This window comes from Crossiella sp. CA-258035, from assembly GCF_030064675.1.
Classification (GTDB): Bacteria; Actinomycetota; Actinomycetes; order Mycobacteriales; family Pseudonocardiaceae; genus Crossiella.
Window position 1 is genome coordinate 198,120 of the sequence record NZ_CP116413.1, and the last position, 15,238, is coordinate 213,357.

Genomic DNA, 15,238 nt, shown 5'->3' on the forward strand with positions numbered 1-15,238 from the left:
GGATGCGTCAACTGCTGGGGCTGGCCGCCGCGCTGGCCGTGGCGACAGGGGTGCTCGCGCCAACCGCGCAGGCCACCGAGGACCGTGCCCAGACCCATGGCGCGGTCCGCTTCGCCACGTTCAACGCCTCGCTCAACCGCAACGCCGACGGCGAGCTGCTCGCGCACCTGTCCACCCCGGACAACGCGCAGGCCCGCAAGGTCGCCGAGGTCGTCCAGCGGGCCCGGCCGGACGTGCTGCTGCTCAACGAGTTCGACTACGTCAGCGGCAACCGCGCGGTCGACCTCTTCCGCCGGAACTACCTGGCGGTCGGCCAGCAGGGCGCGCGGGCGATCGACTACCCGTACGCCTACACCGCGCCGGTCAACACCGGCGTGCCCTCCGGGTTCGACCTGAACAACGACGGCAAGGTCGGCGGCGGGGACGACGCGTTCGGCTTCGGCCTGTTCCCCGGCCAGTACGGCATGGCGGTGCTGTCCAAGTTCCCGATCGACACCGCCGCGGTGCGCACCTTCCAGAACTTCCGCTGGCAGGACATGCCCGGCGCGGTGCTGCCCGAGGGCTGGTACTCGGCTGAGGAGCTGGCCGTCTTCCGGCTGTCCTCCAAGTCGCACTGGGACCTGCCGATCCGGATCGGCCGCAGGACCACGCACTTCCTGGTCTCGCACCCGACCCCGCCCACCTTCGACGGCCCCGAGGACCGCAACGGCCGCCGCAACCACGACGAGATCCGGCTCTGGGCCGACTACGTCACCCCTGGCAAGGGCGGCTACCTCTACGACGACGCGGGCAAGCGCGGCGGGCTCAAGCCGGGGGAGCGGTTCGTGCTCGCGGGCGACCAGAACGCCGACCCGGTGGACGGCGACAGCTACGCCAACGCGATCAACCAGATCCTCAAGGCGCCCAAGGTGATCGACCCGAAGCCGGGCAGCCTGGGCGCGGTCGAGGCGGCCCGCGAGCAGGGTGGCGCGAACGTGGGCCAGCGCGGCAGGCCCTGGCTGGACACCGGGGACTTCAACGACAAGGCCCCCGGCAACCTGCGCATCGACTACGTGCTGCCCTCCCGGCCGCTGTTCCCGCTGGCCGCGGGCGTCTTCTGGCCGACCGCGCGCTCGCCGCTGGCCCGCCTGAACGACACCTCCGACCACCACCTGGTCTGGGTCGACCTCCTGACCTGACCCAGTACGACCGACCCCAGGACCAGCGCCCCACCGAGCAGCTGCCAGCCGGTGAGGCGCTGGCCCAGCACGGCCCAGCCGAGCAGGGTCGCGGTGAGCGGGGTCAGCAGGCTGATCAGCGCCACCGGGCCGGCCGGGATCCGGCGCAGCCCGGCGAAGTAGAGCGTGTGCGCCAGTGCGGTGGCCACCAGCGACAGCCACAGCAGCCCGCCGAGCGCCCCGCCGTCCAGCGCGGGCGGCGCGCCCTCCACCAGCACCGCCACCGGCAGCAGGACCAGCGCGCCGCCGAGCAGCTGCCAGGCGGTCAGCGTCAGCCCGGACACCCCCGGCGGCAGGCCCCAGCGGCGGCTGAGCACGATCCCGGCGGACACGCTCACCGCGCCGCCCAGCCCGGCCAGCACGCCCACGGTGTCCAGCGCGGCCTCGCCGTTGAGCACCAGCAGCGCCACCCCGCCGATCCCGATCACGGCGGCCAGCAGCTGGGCCGCCCGCACCGGCTCGGCCAGCACCAGCGCGGCCAGGCCGATGACCAGCACGGTCTGCACCGAGTTCAGCGTGCCGGCCACCCCGCCGGGCAGCCGCTGCGCCGCGATGAACAGCAGCGTGAAGAACACCCCGATGTGCAGCGCGCCCAGCACCAGCGCCCGCCACCACCAGTCCCCGTGCGGGCGGCCGGGGCGCAGCGCGAGCAGCACCAGCCCGGCCGGCAGCGCGCGGAACAGCGCGTTCCACAGCGGGCTGACCGGCAGCAGCTCCGAGGTCACCAGGAAGGTGGTGCCCCACAGCACCGGGGCGATCGCGGTCCTGGCCAGCAGTGCGGACAAGTGCGCCCCAAGTATCTCGACGTCAAGTATCTCGACATCGAGATTTGTACGGCAGCAGGTGTCTCGACGTCAAGATAGAGTTCCGCGGATGCGGGACGCGGTGGACGTGATCATCGAGCAGTGGGCGCGGGAGAAGCCGGGCTTCGACGTCAGCCCGGTCGGGATCGTCGGCCGGACCGCGCGGCTGCACGCCTTGCTGGACAAGGGGATCGGCCGCAACTTCGCCCGGTTCGGGCTGGCGCACTGGGAGTACGACGTGCTCGCCTCGCTGCGCCGGGCGGGCGCGCCCTACCGGCTCACCGTCGGGCAGCTGCTGACCTCGATGATGATCAGCTCAGGCGCGATGACCAACCGGATCGACCGGATGGCCGCGCGCGGACTGCTGGTGCGCGAGGCCGATCCGGCCGACCGGCGGGGCGTGTTGGTGCGGCTCACCGAGGCCGGGGTGGCGCTGGCCGAAGAGGTGCTGGTGCCGCACATCGAAACCGAGCGCGAACTGCTCTCCGGGCTCTCGGCCACCGAACAGCAGCAGCTGGCCGCGTTGCTGCGCAAGGCCCTCCTGTCGCTGGAAGGCCCTGCGCCGCAGCCGTGATCAGGGCTTGGCGGTGATCCGGTCGGTGGCCGGAGGCGCCAGGTTCGGGTGCGCGGTCAGGTAACCGGTGAAGGCGTCCAGGTCGATCGCGCCGCCGACCAGCTCGGTGCCCTTGGTCAGCTCGGTGAAGCCGTCGCCACCGCCGCCGAGGAAGTTGTTCACCGTCACCCGGTACTTGGCCGCCGGGTCCACCGGCTGCCCGGCCACCGTGATGCCGCTGACCCGGTTGCCCAGCGGGGCCGAGGCCGACCAGGAGTACTTCAGCGTGCTGGAGGGCTGGAGCACCCTGGTCACGATCCCGGCGGGGCCCTGCTGCCACTGCTGCTCCAGCACCGCCTTGAGCTGGGCGCCGGTCAGCGAGATGGTCTGCAGGATGTTGCCGAAGGGCTGCACCGCGTACGCCTCGCCGTAGGTGACCACGCCGTTGCCCTCACCGGCAGCCGAGGAGGCGAAGGTCAGGTCGGTGCGCACGCCGCCGGGGTTCATCAGCGCCAGTTGCGCGCCGGCCACCTGGGTGGCGGCCAGCTGCGAGTCCGCGATCAGGTTGCCCAGCTGGGACTCGCCGGAGGCCGCAGCGGTCCGGCCGACATCGGCCGTGACCGAGCCGACCGGCCGGTTCGCGATCGGCGCGGCCTTGGTCTTGGCCTCCTCCACCAGCGCCTTGGTCTTGGCGTCCTCGGCCACGTCGCGGGTCACCACGGTGTTGAACGCCTTCACCGAGGACCGCACGAGGTCCCTGGTGCGCCAGTCGATCCGGGCGTCCACGGAAGACAGGATCCGGCCGAAGGAGGCGCCCTGCAGCACCGGGCGCGGGCTGCCGGCCGGGTCGTTGATCGAGCAGACGTACTGCTGGTGGCTGTGCCCGGTGAAGATCACGTCCACCTTGGCCGAGGCCTTCTGCGCGATCTCCCGCGCGGGGCCCGGCGTGGTGCGGCAGTCGTTGGGGCCGCCGCCCTCGGTGTTGTCGCCCTGGTGCAGCAGCACCGCGATCGCCTTGACCCCGAAGCGGTCCAGCGTGTCCGCGGTCCGGTTGATCGCCTCGACCTCGTCACCGAACTTCAGGCCCTTGATCGCCTCCGCGGAGACCACGCTGGGCAGGTCCTCCAGCGGCACCCCGATCACCCCGACCGGCATGCCACCGGCCCAGGTGATGGTGAACGGCAGCGCGGCTGGCCGGTTGTCCTTCTCGAAGGTCATGTTCGCGGCCAGGATCGGGAACCGGGCGCCGCGGAAGCGGTCGCGGAACTGGCAGCCGTCCTTGGGGTGGCAGCCGCCGCGCTGCATGCGCAGCAGCTCGGCGTAGCCCTCGTCCAGCTCGTGGTTGCCCACCGCGCTGGCGGCCACCCCGATGTTGTTCATGAACTCGATGGTCGGCTCGTCGTGGAAGAGCGCCGAGGTGGTGGGCGAGGCGCCCACGTTGTCACCGGCGGAGAGCACGATCGAGTTGCGGGCCTGCGCGCGCAGGGTCTTCAGGTGGGTGGCGAAGTAGGCCGCGCCACCGGCTTCCACCTGCTTGCCGTCGGAGAGGGTGATCCGCCCGGACGACCCGGCAGGCGGTTCCAGGTTGCCGTGGAAGTCGTTGAAGGCGATCAACCGGACGTCCGTGCCGCCCCAACCGGCAGGCGTGGCCGCCGCGGTGCCCGCGGTGAGCCCGGCCACGGCCAGTACGGCCACCGCGAGGCTGCCCGCCCGGCGCAGCAGCCGTGTGGGATTGGTCATGTGTCGCTGTCCCTCCTCCGGGCCTGCCGCGGGGTGCGGAGCCCGGCCGAGCAGTCTGCCTCGTGTCAATGGCGGTACACCAGTGGTGTGGTCGCGTCGTGATGAACAGCGCCGGAGCAAGGAACCAATAGCCTGGACCGGTGACATCCGAGCCGCGACCCGAACCCAGGTGGCTGACCGAGCCGGAGATGCGGGCCTGGCGCACCTACATCGTGGGCAGCCAGCTACTGGCCTACCAGCTCAACCGGGAACTGCAGGACGAGCACGGCCTCACCCTGGCCGACTACGAGATCCTGGTCCGCCTCTCCGAACAGCCGGAGCAGCGGATGCGGATGAGCCAGCTGGCCGGCGAGGTGGCCAGCTCCAAGAGCCGCCTGTCCCACCAGATCACCAGGATGGAACGCGCGGGCCTGGTGACCAGGGTGGACTGCCCCAGCGACGGCCGGGGCGTGTTCGCCCAGCTCACCGAGAGCGGCATCACCCGCCTGAAGACCGCGGCCCCGGCCCACCTGGACGGCGTACGCAGCCACCTGGTTGACCTGCTCACCCCGGCCGAGCACACCGCGCTGGCCACGATCTTCGCCAAGGTCCAGGACCACCTGGCCGGTCGCTAGCACGCGATCAGCGGCGACCGACTAATCTTTCCTCTCGGAAGCGTGGCAGAGCGGCCGAATGCACCCGCCTTGAAAGCGGGAGACCTTAACGGGTCCGGGGGTTCAAATCCCTCCGCTTCCGCCATCCTCCCTGGGCGGGAAACCTCAGCCCGCCAGGAAGCCGACGTACATCCAGTAGCCGAAGGCGGTCACCGGCACCGCCAGCAGCGCCAGGCAGCAGACCGCGCCCAGCAAGCCGCACAGCAGCTGGCCGATGGCGGGCTGGCCCTTGGCGATCTTCGGGTTCTTCGGGTCGTAGGTGATGTCCGCGGGACCGAGCGGCCTGCGCTGGAACACGAACACCGCCGACTCGACCTCCATCGACCTGCCGGTGGCGGTGACGAACCGCAGCACCGGGGTCTTGGTGTGGTCCGCACGGCTCTCCTGGTAGCGGATGATCTTGCCCTGCACCGTGACGCCGCGGCGGTGCAGCGTCCACAGGTCGCGCAGCAGCCAGCGCCAGACGGCGTGCAGGCACCGGATCGCCACCACGGCCAGGCCGATGAGCACGGCCAGCGCGGCCGCGATGATCAGCCCGTTCTCCAGGCCCGCCCACCAGATCAGCAGCAGCGTCGCGGTGGCCGCGCCCAGCGCCACCTTGACCGCCAGGGACATCGGCCTGCGCTGCCGGGCCTGCGCGGTGGTGGTCGCCGCCGGGTCGTGCTCGACCTTGCGCATCGCCCGGTCCAGCGCCGTCGCGAAGGCGGCCACCGCGGCATCGTTGCCGCCCACCACCTCGTAGGACTCCGCCGCGGTGGTCAGCACCACGCTCCGCCCTGAGGTGTGATGACTGGTCAGGGCCGCCAGCGGCACCCGCCTGCTCAGTCCCCCGCGGAAGACCTCGACCTCCGACTTCCCCAGCCGGAAAACCCCGCCGCGACCCTTCAGGACCACGACCGCATCGTTCGCCATGGCGCAGACCGTAGGGCAGCGTGATCGGCCGGATCGGCGGAATCGGCGAACTGACTCCTCAGGCGGTGATGCCGGGGTCGGTCAGTACCGCGGAGCAGCGGGCCAGCAGGGCGCGCAGGGTGACCCGCTCGGCGGCGGTGAACTCCGCGGACAGGCGGCGCTCCACCGCGCTGGCGCGTTTGTCCGCCTGCTCGAAGGTGGTCCGGCCTGCCTCGGTCAGCCGGGTCTCCAGGACGTTGCGGTGCAGCTCATGGGGGGCGCGCTCGATCAGGCCCGCGGACTCCAGGTTGCGCAGGATGGTGGTCATCGTCTGCGGGGTGACCCGGCAGCGGCGGGCCAGCTCGGCGGCGGAGATGCCCGGCTGCCCGGCGAGCACCAGCAGTGCCGCGTACTGCGCGACGGTCAGGCCGACCGGCCGCAGGACCGCCTGCTTGACGCCCATCAGCTCGTGCTCGACGCGCTTGACGTCCCCGCCGAGGCGCTCATCCAACGGCATGCCCATGGCGCTGATCGTACGAGCATCAGACTTCTGTTCGCCTGTTGACGAGCATCAGGGTACTGATTACATTCCGAACCCTGATGAACAACAGCGATCGGAGCAACATGAGCAAGCTGATGACTGGGCGTCGTGCGCTGCTCGTCCTGGCGGTGGCCGCCGCGTCCGTCGTGGCCGGGACACCGGCCGCCGGAGCCGCGCCCGGCCGCTTACCCGAGGTGATCTCGGCCAGTTCGCCGCACCTGCACCCCGAGGGCGTCGCCTGGGACCCGCTGCGCCGGTCCTTCCTGGTCAGCTCGATGCGCTACGGCACCGTGTCGGTGGTCCGCCCGGACGGCGCGGTCCGCACCCTGGCCGCCGACCCCCGGATGGTCTCCACCTTCGGCGTGCACACCGACGCCGCCCGCGGCCGGGTGCTGACCACCTACGGCGACTTCGGCGTCGGTGTGCGCTCCACGCCGGAGACCGTCCGCAAGTCCTCCGGCCTCGGCATCTTCGACCTGCGCACCGGCCGCCTGCTGCACCTGGTCGACCTGGCCATCGGCGCGGGCGACCACGCCGCCAACGACCTGACCATCGACGCCGCGGGCAACGCCTACGTCACCGACCCGTTCAGCGACGCGATCTACCGGGTGGACGTGCACGGCCGCGCCTCGGTGCTGATCCGCGACCCGCGCCTGCTCAGCAACGGCATCGGCATGAACGGCATCGTCTGGCACCCCAGCGGCCACCTGCTCGCGGTCAACTACGCCACCGGCACGCTGTGGCGGATCCCGGTGGCCCACCCGGAGCGCCTGGCCCAGGTCAGCCTGCCCGAGCCGCTGGTCGGCGGCGACGGCCTGGACCTGCGCCCGGACGGCTCGCTCACCGTGGTCACCAACAAGCTCTCCGCCCCCGGCCGGGTCGCGGTCCGGGTGCTGCGCTCCGCCGACGGCTGGCGCTCGGCCAGGGTCGTCCACCGCGCCGAGCCCTGGGCCGACACCGAGCCGACCACCGTGGCCCGCACCCCGCACGGCAGCTACGTGCTCGACGGCCGCCTCTCCGCCCTGCTCGCGGGCCAGCCGGTGAACACCTTCACCCTGCGCCGCGTCTAGGACCGCCTGCGGGAGCGGGCGATCGTCCTGGCCCGGCGGCAGAGGTCGTCCACGATCTCCGTCGCCGCGGTCGGGGTGGTCCCGGTGCCGGGATCGCAGCAGCTCGGCTTGGTCCGCTTGGTGCTGTCCGAGGGGCGCACGCCGGCCAGCAGGTACAGCAGCTCGTAGACGTCCTGGCCCGGATCGGCGTCGTGCGGCCCGACCAGCAGCACGTAGGCGGAGTCGGCCTGGTTGAAGGCGACCACCACCCGGTCCGCGCCGCGCAGGTGCCGCACGCACAGTCGGGGCAACGGCTCCGGCCCGGTGACCCGGTAGGACAGCGCGGCACAGCCCCTGTGGCTCAGCTCGTCCAGGAAGTGCTCGTAGGCCCGCCGCGACGGCCCGCGCAACGCGGCGACCTGGGCGATCGCGACCGGCGTCTCGACAACGGTGATGGGCATGGGCTGCGGCCGCTCACCCCCGCCGGACGACGCGTCCCTCGCCGCGGTTCATCTGCTCCAGGCTCTCCGCCAGGTCCAGCCGGTCCAGCAACGCCTGGTCCCGCAACCGCCGGTGCACCTCGTCCAACAGCCCCCTGTTCCGCCCGGCCTGCCGCAGGTCCTCCACCAGCACCCGCACCTGGTGCAGCCGCCGCACATCGATCCGCAACGTCGGATCCACCTGCGCGATGGTCAGCACACCCTCACTGGCCCAGGCCCGCACGGTCTTCTCGGTCAGCTCCAGCAACTCCCCGGCCACCGCCGGCCGCACCGGCAGCGCCCCCGCCAGCCGCTTCTCCGCAAGGCTCAACAGCCGCTGCCGCCGATCGTCGTTGCGCGGCAACGTCTCCGCGACCTCGGAGATCACCTCGACCTCGGCGAAGAGATCCCGCAGCTGCTGGGTCTCGGTCACGATCGACATGGCCAGCCCCTTCCTTCAGCTACCGATTATTCGCCTATTTTCCGGTAGTGGTCAATAGCCGTCATCACTTGAGCCGCTGGCAGGCCGGGACCGCGCGGTAGGCGGCTTGGAAGCCCTCCGAGAGCTGGCCGCCCAGCACCGCGACCTTCGCGTCGGCCTCCTCATCACCCCGCTTGGCGACCGCGTCCACCTCGGTCATCACCTGCTTCAGATCGGCCTCACTGGTGATCTTGGCCGTCTCCAGCTTCTGGGCCAGCTCGTTCTGCACCCGCAGGTTCGTCTCGTGCCGTTCGATCCAGTACTGGCGCAGCTCGGGCAGTGCCGCCTCGTCGAGCTTCTTCGGCTGTGTCTCCTGGTGCAGGACCACCGGCAGGCTCAGCGCGCACGCCTTGGCCAGCCAGACCGCGGCGGCCGGGTCCGGTGTCTGGGTCTCGGTCATCTTCGTGGTGGTGGTGAAGCGGATCGTGCAGGCGCTGGTGGCCAGCAGCAACAGGGCCGTGAGCGCGGCGAGCTTGACCTTCATGTCTCCCCCGGATGGTCGTTGCTACCTGGGGAGACACCGCGCAGGGCGGAAATGGTTGTCACCTGGTGAACACGCGGTCTCGCTGGAATTGCTCCGTATGGTTGGTCACGTTGACTGGTGTTCACCCTCGCGTGGTTGGCTGAGCTCATGACGCAGACCCGAACCGAGACGCTCCTGCTGACCGACGGCAGCGAACTGCGCTGCACCGTGGCCGAGCCGGACGGAGTGGTACGGGGCGGGCTGGTGCTGCTGCACGAGGCCCGCGGGGTCACCGACGCGGTACGCGGGCTGGCCACCAGTCTCGCCGAGGAGGGCTGGCTGACCGTCGCTCCACATCTCTACCACCGCGACGGCGACGACGAGCAGATCGACTCCGATGACGACCACCGGGTGGCGGACAAGGTCAGCCGCCTCTCCGGCGACTCCGTGCTGGCCGACACCGACGCCGCCTTCGCCTGGCTGGCCCAGCAGGGCGTGGCCGCGGACCGGATGGGCATCGTGGGCTTCGGCCTCGGCGGTTCGGTCGCCCTGGTGGTCGCGGCCAGCCGCACCCTGGGCGCGGCGGTCACCATCAGCGGCGGCGGCATCGTCGCGCCGCTGTCGGAGGGGCTGCCCTCGCTGGTCGAGGTGGCCGGCGAGCTGACCTGTCCGTGGCTGGGCATCTACAGCGACGCGGTCAAGGCCATCCCCGCCGAGGACGTGGCCAAACTGCGCGACGCGGCGGCCGGCTCCGGCGTGGCCACCGACGTGGTCCGCTACCCCGGACCGGTCGAGGGCGAGGGCGAGCAGGACCCGGCCGCTGTCTCCGACGCCTGGCAGCGCACCCTCAACTGGTTCGACGCGCACCTGCGCTGACACCCGTTCCGCATGTCCTCACCCTGTGTGAACACTGGTTTTTCCGGGTGACGATTTTCCTGGGAACCGCACAGGCCCCCCGGTGCGTCTGACACCATGTCGGCGGGTTCCCACTCCGAGGGGCTCCCGAATACCACTGAACTGGTCGTAAGGGGAGAGCGCACATGAGTTACGGCGCTTCACTGGAGGAGATGCGGCGCGCCGCCCAGGACGTCCGCAAGGTCAACGGCGATGTCGACAACCAGCTGCGCCTGCTGCGTCAGCAGGTGCAGGACGTCAAGTCGTTCTGGCGCGGCGAGGCGGCCAAGGCGTTCGACACGCTCATGGAGCAGTGGGACCGGGACGCCCTGAAGCTGAACCTCGCGCTGAGCGACATCGCAGGCAACCTGGACAACATGCACAAGGGCTACGCCCAGCAGGAAGAGCAGCACCAGCAGGGCATGAGCAAGATCCAGAACGAGCTGGGCTGAGCGCGGGACAACGGGGAGCGAAGACGATGAGCGGCGAAATCGAAGTCAGTTTCGAGCAGCTGGGCAACACCGCGGACAAGGTCCGCAGCACCTCCGGTGAGCTGGAGCGCCTGCTCGGCGACCTGAAGGCCAACCTGGCCCCGACCGCGGCCACCTGGTCCGGCAAGGCGGCCGAGGCGTGGCAGGTGCACCAGCAGCGCTGGGACTCCTCCTACGAGGACCTCAAGAGCGTGCTGGCCCAGATCGGCCGGGCGCTGGAGAGCGCCAACCAGAACTACCAGGACGCGGAGTCCCGCAACGTCAAGCGCTGGGGCTGATTCCGCAACCGTGCTTAGCCACGCGACCCCGGCCGGACACCACGGCGCGGGGTCGTTCGGCGTTCTGGGACGCTGCTCACCACACCTGGCCTGATCGGCGGCGATCGGCTAGGAACTCAAGACATGACCGAGACCACGCCCGGCAATGGCGCCGGAGTGCCGGACCTGTTGTGGCAACCCGAACCCGGCCGGGTCGGCGCCAGCAGGCTGGCCGCCTTCCGCGGCTGGCTGCGCACCCAGCACGGACTGGACCTGGCCGACTACTCCGCGCTGTGGCAGTGGTCCACCACCGATCTGCCCGCGTTCTGGGGCGCGCTGGCCGACTTCCTGGACGTCAAGTTCCACGACCGGCCCAGGGCCGTGCTCGGCTCGGCCGAGATGCCCGGCGCGGAATGGTTCCCGGGCAGCACGCTCAACTACGCCGAGCACGCACTGCGGCTTGGTCCCGGCAAGGGTGAGGCCGATCCCGCGGTGGAGTTCGTCCGCGAGGACGGCCTGAGCGCCCGGCTGAGCTACGGCGAGCTGCGCGCCAGGGTCGCTGCCGCGCGGGCCGGTCTGCGCGAGCTGGGCGTGCGCCAGGGCGACCGGGTGGCCGCGCTGGTGCCGAACTCGCCGGACACCCTGATCGCCTTCCTGGCCGCGGCCAGCCTCGGCGCGGTGTGGTCCTCCTGCTCGCCGGACTTCGGCGCGCGGGCCATCTCCGACCGGTTCACCCAGATCGAGCCGACCGTGCTCATCGCGGTCAACGGCTACGTCTACAACGGACGGTCCTTCGACACCAGGCCGACCGTGGAGCGGCTGCGCGAGGAGATCCCCGGCCTGCGCGCCACCGTCCTGGTGGACTACCTGGGCAACGGCGCCACCGTGCCGGAGACCCAGGACTGGGCCGAACTGCTGGACCGGCACCGGGGCGCGCCGCTGGAGTTCGACCCGGTGCCCTTCGACCATCCACTGTGGATCCTCTACTCCTCCGGCACCACCGGCCTGCCCAAGGGCATCGTGCACGGCCACGGCGGCATCGTGCTGGAACACCTCAAAGCCCTTGCCCTGCACGGGGACCTGGGCCCCGGCGAGCGGTTCCTGTGGTTCACCACCACCGGCTGGATGATGTGGAACTACCTCGTCTCCGGGCTGCTGGTGGGCTGCACCGTGGTGCTCTTCGACGGCAGCCCCGGCCACCCCGACCTGGGCGCGCTGTGGCGGATCGTGGAGCAGCTCGAGGTCACCTACTTCGGCACCTCCGCGCCGTACGTGCAGTCCTGCCTCAAGCAGGGCCTGCGCCCGGCCGAGCAGCACGACCTGTCCGCGCTGCGGGTGATCGGCTCCACCGGCGCCCCGCTGAGCCCCGAGGGCTTCGCCTGGCTGGCTGAGCACGTCGGCGAGCGGATCCAGATCGCCAGCGTCTCCGGCGGCACCGACCTGTGCACCGCCTTCGTCGGCGCGGCGCCGGACGTGCCGGTGTGGCTGGGCGAGATCTCCTGCCGGATGCTCGGCGCCGCGGTGGCCGCCTACGACGAGGCGGGCAACCCGGTGCTGGACGAGGTCGGCGAGCTGGTAATCACGCAGCCGATGCCGTCGATGCCGGTGTTCTTCTGGCGGGACGCCGACGGCAGCCGGTTGCGCGAGGCCTACTTCGAGACCTACCCGGGCATCTGGCGGCACGGCGACTGGATCAAGATCACACCGCGCGGGTCCTGCGTGATCTACGGCCGGAGTGACTCCACGCTCAACCGCGGCGGCGTGCGGATGGGCACCAGCGAGTTCTACCGGGTGGTCGAGGGCTTCGAGGAGGTGCTCGACTCGCTCGTCATCGACACCTCCGGCGCTGGTCAGACCGATGGCGAGCTGCTGTGCTTCCTGGTGCTGGCGCCGGGGGCCGAGCTGGCCGAGGTGGAGCCGAGGCTGCGCGCGGAGCTGCGCGGCGCGCTCTCGCCCAGGCACGTGCCCAACCGGTTCCTGGCCATCACCGACGTGCCGCGCACGCTCAACGGCAAGAAGTGCGAGGTGCCGGTGAAGAAGATCCTGGCCGGCATGCCGCCGGAGCGAGCGGTCAGCCGGGACGCGCTGACCAACCCGGAGGCGCTGCGGCCGTTCGAGGAGCTGGCCGCCAGGGCCGCCGGAACCGGGCCGTGACGTGGGCCGACGGCTTTGGTAAGTGAATTACCGAAGTGTCATCCGATCGAGTGTTGCCAAGTTCGCGGGGCGGGTGAAACCGTCTGCGCGTGTCCACCGGACGTGGGACCGGGTGGACGCAGGGGATGGTCCGGACGCACGGGTCGTCCGCGATCATGGGAATCCGCGGTGGACAGCTGGGGCAGGGCGGCAAACGCCCTGCTCCGGCCCCTGATGACCCCCCGTTTTGGCGGATGGCTCGGGGGTGTGTAAAGTACTGATCCGGCGGCCCCACAAGGCCCCGGGAGGCTTCGCCTAGTCTGGTCTATGGCGCCGCACTGCTAATGCGGTTGGGGGCTTCAACCCCCTCCCGGGTTCAAATCCCGGAGCCTCCGCAGTGCTTGGCTTCGGTCAGGCCACAACTGAAGAATGATGCGCTCGTAGCTCAACGGATAGAGCACTTGACTACGGATCAAGAGGTTGCAGGTTCGAATCCTGCCGAGCGCGCCACCCGCTCAGAACTGCCGCCTGTCGGCAGTTCTTTGCTTTCTGTGCTAGACTGGTCCCATCAGTTGGATGCAGTCATCTTTTCCTCGAACGTTGTGAAGCGCCCGCAGGAATTTTGACCGGCGGGCTCGCGCGTTCGGGAGGCATCTCTCCCTTCATCGCACCAGCCTGCCTGCGGCAGCTGTTGGCCTGCGAGGTGCAGGTCGCGAAGAGTGCAATCAGGGAGAGCAGATGGCTAAGGGCACTGTGAAGTGGTTCAACGGCGAGAAGGGCTTCGGCTTCATCGCCCAGGCTGATGGCGGTCCGGACGTCTTCGTCCACTTCAGTGCTATCCAGGGCAACGGTTACCGGACCCTGGAAGAGAACCAGCCGGTGGAGTTCGAGATCACCCAGGGCCCCAAGGGTCCGCAGGCGGAGCAGGTCCGCGCCGTCTGAGGCGTACCGCCACGCGGCTCTGTCAGAAGCCCACACCGCTGGTCGGTGTGGGCTTCGCCGCATTCGCGGTAGGTACCCGGATGACTTTGCTAACGGATTGATCTCGGCGAGATCACGAAAACGCAACTGTGGTCGCGGCGAGGTTTAGCGTCTGCCGGTCCAGCCAGTTTCGCACTGTAGCGGACTTTCTTCTGTTCAGAAGTAACGCTACCCCATAATGCGAGGTCAAATGGCTGTGGTAGCGCCGCTGGCAAGACGAATGAATTAGGCCGAACGGTGTAGTGTCCGATAGCGCTGGGTAAGGGATTGTGTACCCACCCCTGGTGACGGCCCTTTGGAACCCGGCGGTACTGTCCGTCGCGTTCTCGCCCCGGTCGCGCCCCCTTGCGGCCCACGTCGGGTGAGTACCAGCGCTGACACCTCGTATCCCCATATGCCCGTTCTGGGAGTCCCCACACTTCCGGCGGGAAGGAGAGTTATGACATCTCGGTTGCGCGCCGCGCGCCTCGGCGCGGTGCTCCTCACTGCGACCGCGATTTCGCTGGTTTCCGCACTCCCGGCCATGGCGCAGACGAAGGCCAAGGTCGACAAGACCGCCAACGAGGGCACGATGCACGTGCGCCTCAACGACGGCAGCTCCATCCCCACCCTGCTGATCGGCCTCCGGCTGGCCGACGGCACCGCGCTCAAGACCTACTGCGTCGAGCTGACCGTCGGCGTGCGCGACAACGCGCAGATGATCGAGGCCCCGTGGAGCAAGTACCCGGGCGCCGACAGCAAGGGCCACGACAACCAGTCGGACTTCAAGTCCAGCCCTGACAAGGTCAACTGGATCCTGCACCACTCCTACCCGACCATCGGGCTGGCCGAGCTGGGCAAGACCGTTGGCGCCGACCTCGACAACAACGAGGCCATCGCGGGCACCCAGGCCGCGATCTGGCACTACAGCAACAAGGTCAGCCTGCACGCGAACAACACCGATGACGTCAAGGCGGTGTACAAGTACCTGACCGGCGAGAAGAACGTCGGCATGAAGGAGCAGCCCAAGCCCTCGCTTGAGCTGACCCCGGACCAGCTCGCCGGTGCGGCCGGCAGCAAGCTCGGCCCGTTCACGGTCAAGTCCACCGCGGAGAAGATCAAGCTCACCGCGGACGCGCCCAAGGGCGTCAAGGTCGTGGACAAGGCGGGCAAGGAGATCGTCGAGGCCGCCAACGGCCAGGAGATCTTCGTCGACGTCCCGGCCGACGCCGCCGCCGGCAAGGCGAGCTTCAAGCTGGAAGCCACCACCAAGATCGACAAGGGTCGGCTGTTCGTCGCCAACGACGGCAAGCCCTCGCAGACCCTGATCCTGGCCCAGGCGACCAACGCCAAGCTGGCCGCGCAGGCCAACGTCACGTGGAAGGCCGGTCAGCCGACCACCAAGCCGACCCCCAGCACCACCACCCCGGCTCCGACCACGACCACGTCGAAGGCGGAGATCCCGGCGACCACCACCAGCCCGGTGCCTCCGGTGAAGAACACCGGCGGCCTGGCCAACACCGGCGCCTCGGTGATCACCCTGTCGCTGGTCGGCGTGGTGCTCCTCGGCGGCGGTGCGCTCGCCCTGGTGCTCCAGCGCCGCAGGAAGCGCGCCTGAGCAACTGACTAGCTA

16 protein-coding genes, 3 tRNA genes and 1 pseudogene are annotated in these 15,238 nt (G+C 70.2%); 13 read left to right on the forward strand and 7 right to left on the reverse strand.

All coding sequences use genetic code 11. From position 1 onward, the window contains the following. Positions 1-2: 2 nt before the first annotated feature. Entirely contained in the window at positions 3-1,178 is a 1,176-nt protein-coding gene (locus N8J89_RS00935; protein ID WP_283666046.1) for an endonuclease/exonuclease/phosphatase family protein, read from the forward strand. 62 nt (positions 1,179-1,240) lie between these two features. On the opposite strand, the pseudogene N8J89_RS00940 reads toward N8J89_RS00935, so the two are convergent. Continuing rightward, positions 1,241-1,966, reverse strand: a pseudogene (locus N8J89_RS00940) (EamA family transporter); the annotation flags it as partial. Positions 1,967-2,090: 124 nt separating this feature from the next. Between N8J89_RS00940 and N8J89_RS00945 the strand changes: the two are divergent. Further along, the gene (locus N8J89_RS00945) at positions 2,091-2,594 is read left to right on the forward strand and encodes a MarR family winged helix-turn-helix transcriptional regulator (RefSeq protein ID WP_252486477.1); all 504 of its coding nucleotides are present in this window, start codon (positions 2,091-2,093) and stop codon (positions 2,592-2,594) included. Here N8J89_RS00945 and N8J89_RS00950 read toward each other — a convergent pair whose 3' ends face one another. After that, positions 2,595-4,313, reverse strand: a complete 1,719-nt coding sequence (locus N8J89_RS00950) for a bifunctional metallophosphatase/5'-nucleotidase (protein ID WP_283662492.1) — start codon at positions 4,311-4,313, stop codon at positions 2,595-2,597. Between the two features lie 188 nt (positions 4,314-4,501). On the opposite strand from N8J89_RS00950, the gene N8J89_RS00955 reads away from it, so the two are divergent. Then, positions 4,502-4,927, forward strand: a complete 426-nt coding sequence (locus N8J89_RS00955) for a MarR family winged helix-turn-helix transcriptional regulator (protein ID WP_283666047.1) — start codon at positions 4,502-4,504, stop codon at positions 4,925-4,927. Positions 4,928-4,963: 36 nt separating this feature from the next. Next, positions 4,964-5,051: transfer RNA gene (locus N8J89_RS00960), tRNA-Ser, on the forward strand. A gap of 20 nt (positions 5,052-5,071) precedes the next feature. On the opposite strand, the gene N8J89_RS00965 is transcribed toward N8J89_RS00960, so the two are convergent. Further along, positions 5,072-5,878: a DUF3592 domain-containing protein gene (locus N8J89_RS00965; RefSeq protein ID WP_283662493.1), complete on the reverse strand. Its 807-nt coding sequence runs from the start codon at positions 5,876-5,878 to the stop codon at positions 5,072-5,074. Between the two features lie 58 nt (positions 5,879-5,936). Beyond that, on the reverse strand, positions 5,937-6,380 hold the full coding sequence (locus N8J89_RS00970; RefSeq protein WP_283662494.1) for a MarR family winged helix-turn-helix transcriptional regulator: 444 nt from the start codon (positions 6,378-6,380) through the stop codon (positions 5,937-5,939). Between the two features lie 113 nt (positions 6,381-6,493). On the opposite strand from N8J89_RS00970, the gene N8J89_RS00975 reads away from it, so the two are divergent. Next, on the forward strand, positions 6,494-7,468 hold the full coding sequence (locus tag N8J89_RS00975) for an SMP-30/gluconolactonase/LRE family protein (RefSeq protein WP_283662495.1): 975 nt from the start codon (positions 6,494-6,496) through the stop codon (positions 7,466-7,468). On the opposite strand, the gene N8J89_RS00980 is transcribed toward N8J89_RS00975, so the two are convergent. The 3 genes from N8J89_RS00980 to N8J89_RS00990 form a co-directional block, all read right to left on the reverse strand. Next, positions 7,465-7,908 carry a hypothetical protein gene (locus N8J89_RS00980; RefSeq protein ID WP_283662496.1) on the reverse strand — a complete coding sequence of 148 codons (444 nt, stop codon included), beginning with the start codon at positions 7,906-7,908 and terminating at the stop codon, positions 7,465-7,467. The two genes, N8J89_RS00975 and N8J89_RS00980, sit on opposite strands and share 4 nt — an antisense overlap. A gap of 13 nt (positions 7,909-7,921) precedes the next feature. Continuing rightward, positions 7,922-8,368, reverse strand: a complete 447-nt coding sequence (locus N8J89_RS00985) for a hypothetical protein (protein WP_283662497.1) — start codon at positions 8,366-8,368, stop codon at positions 7,922-7,924. Positions 8,369-8,432: 64 nt separating this feature from the next. Further along, positions 8,433-8,891 carry a hypothetical protein gene (locus N8J89_RS00990; RefSeq protein WP_283662498.1) on the reverse strand — a complete coding sequence of 153 codons (459 nt, stop codon included), beginning with the start codon at positions 8,889-8,891 and terminating at the stop codon, positions 8,433-8,435. 147 nt (positions 8,892-9,038) lie between these two features. On the opposite strand from N8J89_RS00990, the gene N8J89_RS00995 reads away from it, so the two are divergent. The 8 genes from N8J89_RS00995 (at position 9,039) to N8J89_RS01030 (ending at position 15,223) form a co-directional block, all read left to right on the forward strand. After that, complete coding sequence (locus tag N8J89_RS00995; protein ID WP_283662499.1) at positions 9,039-9,746, forward strand: dienelactone hydrolase family protein; 708 nt, start codon at positions 9,039-9,041, stop codon at positions 9,744-9,746. A gap of 164 nt (positions 9,747-9,910) precedes the next feature. After that, complete coding sequence (locus tag N8J89_RS01000; protein ID WP_252486495.1) at positions 9,911-10,216, forward strand: WXG100 family type VII secretion target; 306 nt, start codon at positions 9,911-9,913, stop codon at positions 10,214-10,216. Positions 10,217-10,242: 26 nt separating this feature from the next. Then, complete coding sequence (locus N8J89_RS01005) at positions 10,243-10,533, forward strand: WXG100 family type VII secretion target (RefSeq protein ID WP_283662500.1); 291 nt, start codon at positions 10,243-10,245, stop codon at positions 10,531-10,533. A gap of 123 nt (positions 10,534-10,656) precedes the next feature. Continuing rightward, positions 10,657-12,666, forward strand: a complete 2,010-nt coding sequence (locus N8J89_RS01010; protein WP_283662501.1) for an acetoacetate--CoA ligase — start codon at positions 10,657-10,659, stop codon at positions 12,664-12,666. A gap of 283 nt (positions 12,667-12,949) precedes the next feature. After that, positions 12,950-13,040 (forward strand) — tRNA-Ser (locus N8J89_RS01015). A 39-nt stretch (positions 13,041-13,079) separates the two neighbouring features. After that, positions 13,080-13,155, forward strand: a tRNA-Arg gene (locus N8J89_RS01020). Between the two features lie 228 nt (positions 13,156-13,383). Beyond that, complete coding sequence (locus tag N8J89_RS01025) at positions 13,384-13,587, forward strand: cold-shock protein (protein WP_283662502.1); 204 nt, start codon at positions 13,384-13,386, stop codon at positions 13,585-13,587. Positions 13,588-14,065: 478 nt separating this feature from the next. After that, positions 14,066-15,223: a thioester domain-containing protein gene (locus tag N8J89_RS01030; RefSeq protein WP_283662503.1), complete on the forward strand. Its 1,158-nt coding sequence runs from the start codon at positions 14,066-14,068 to the stop codon at positions 15,221-15,223. Positions 15,224-15,238: the final 15 nt, after the last annotated feature.

Excerpts from the sequence above, each read along its gene's own strand:
- N8J89_RS00935 (WP_283666046.1), top strand. The coding sequence starts at position 3 with ATGCGTCAACTGCTGGGGCTGGCCGCCGCGCTGGCCGTGGCGACAGGG.
- N8J89_RS00945 (WP_252486477.1), top strand. The coding sequence starts at position 2,091 with ATGCGGGACGCGGTGGACGTGATCATCGAGCAGTGGGCGCGGGAGAAG.
- N8J89_RS00950 (WP_283662492.1), bottom strand. The coding sequence starts at position 4,313 with ATGACCAATCCCACACGGCTGCTGCGCCGGGCGGGCAGCCTCGCGGTG.
- N8J89_RS00955 (WP_283666047.1), top strand. The coding sequence starts at position 4,502 with ATGCGGGCCTGGCGCACCTACATCGTGGGCAGCCAGCTACTGGCCTAC.
- N8J89_RS00965 (WP_283662493.1), bottom strand. The coding sequence starts at position 5,878 with ATGGCGAACGATGCGGTCGTGGTCCTGAAGGGTCGCGGCGGGGTTTTC.
- N8J89_RS00970 (WP_283662494.1), bottom strand. The coding sequence starts at position 6,380 with ATGGGCATGCCGTTGGATGAGCGCCTCGGCGGGGACGTCAAGCGCGTC.
- N8J89_RS00975 (WP_283662495.1), top strand. The coding sequence starts at position 6,494 with ATGACTGGGCGTCGTGCGCTGCTCGTCCTGGCGGTGGCCGCCGCGTCC.
- N8J89_RS00980 (WP_283662496.1), bottom strand. The coding sequence starts at position 7,908 with ATGCCCATCACCGTTGTCGAGACGCCGGTCGCGATCGCCCAGGTCGCC.
- N8J89_RS00985 (WP_283662497.1), bottom strand. The coding sequence starts at position 8,368 with ATGTCGATCGTGACCGAGACCCAGCAGCTGCGGGATCTCTTCGCCGAG.
- N8J89_RS00990 (WP_283662498.1), bottom strand. The coding sequence starts at position 8,891 with ATGAAGGTCAAGCTCGCCGCGCTCACGGCCCTGTTGCTGCTGGCCACC.
- N8J89_RS00995 (WP_283662499.1), top strand. The coding sequence starts at position 9,039 with ATGACGCAGACCCGAACCGAGACGCTCCTGCTGACCGACGGCAGCGAA.
- N8J89_RS01000 (WP_252486495.1), top strand. The coding sequence starts at position 9,911 with ATGAGTTACGGCGCTTCACTGGAGGAGATGCGGCGCGCCGCCCAGGAC.
- N8J89_RS01005 (WP_283662500.1), top strand. The coding sequence starts at position 10,243 with ATGAGCGGCGAAATCGAAGTCAGTTTCGAGCAGCTGGGCAACACCGCG.
- N8J89_RS01010 (WP_283662501.1), top strand. The coding sequence starts at position 10,657 with ATGACCGAGACCACGCCCGGCAATGGCGCCGGAGTGCCGGACCTGTTG.
- N8J89_RS01025 (WP_283662502.1), top strand. The coding sequence starts at position 13,384 with ATGGCTAAGGGCACTGTGAAGTGGTTCAACGGCGAGAAGGGCTTCGGC.
- N8J89_RS01030 (WP_283662503.1), top strand. The coding sequence starts at position 14,066 with ATGACATCTCGGTTGCGCGCCGCGCGCCTCGGCGCGGTGCTCCTCACT.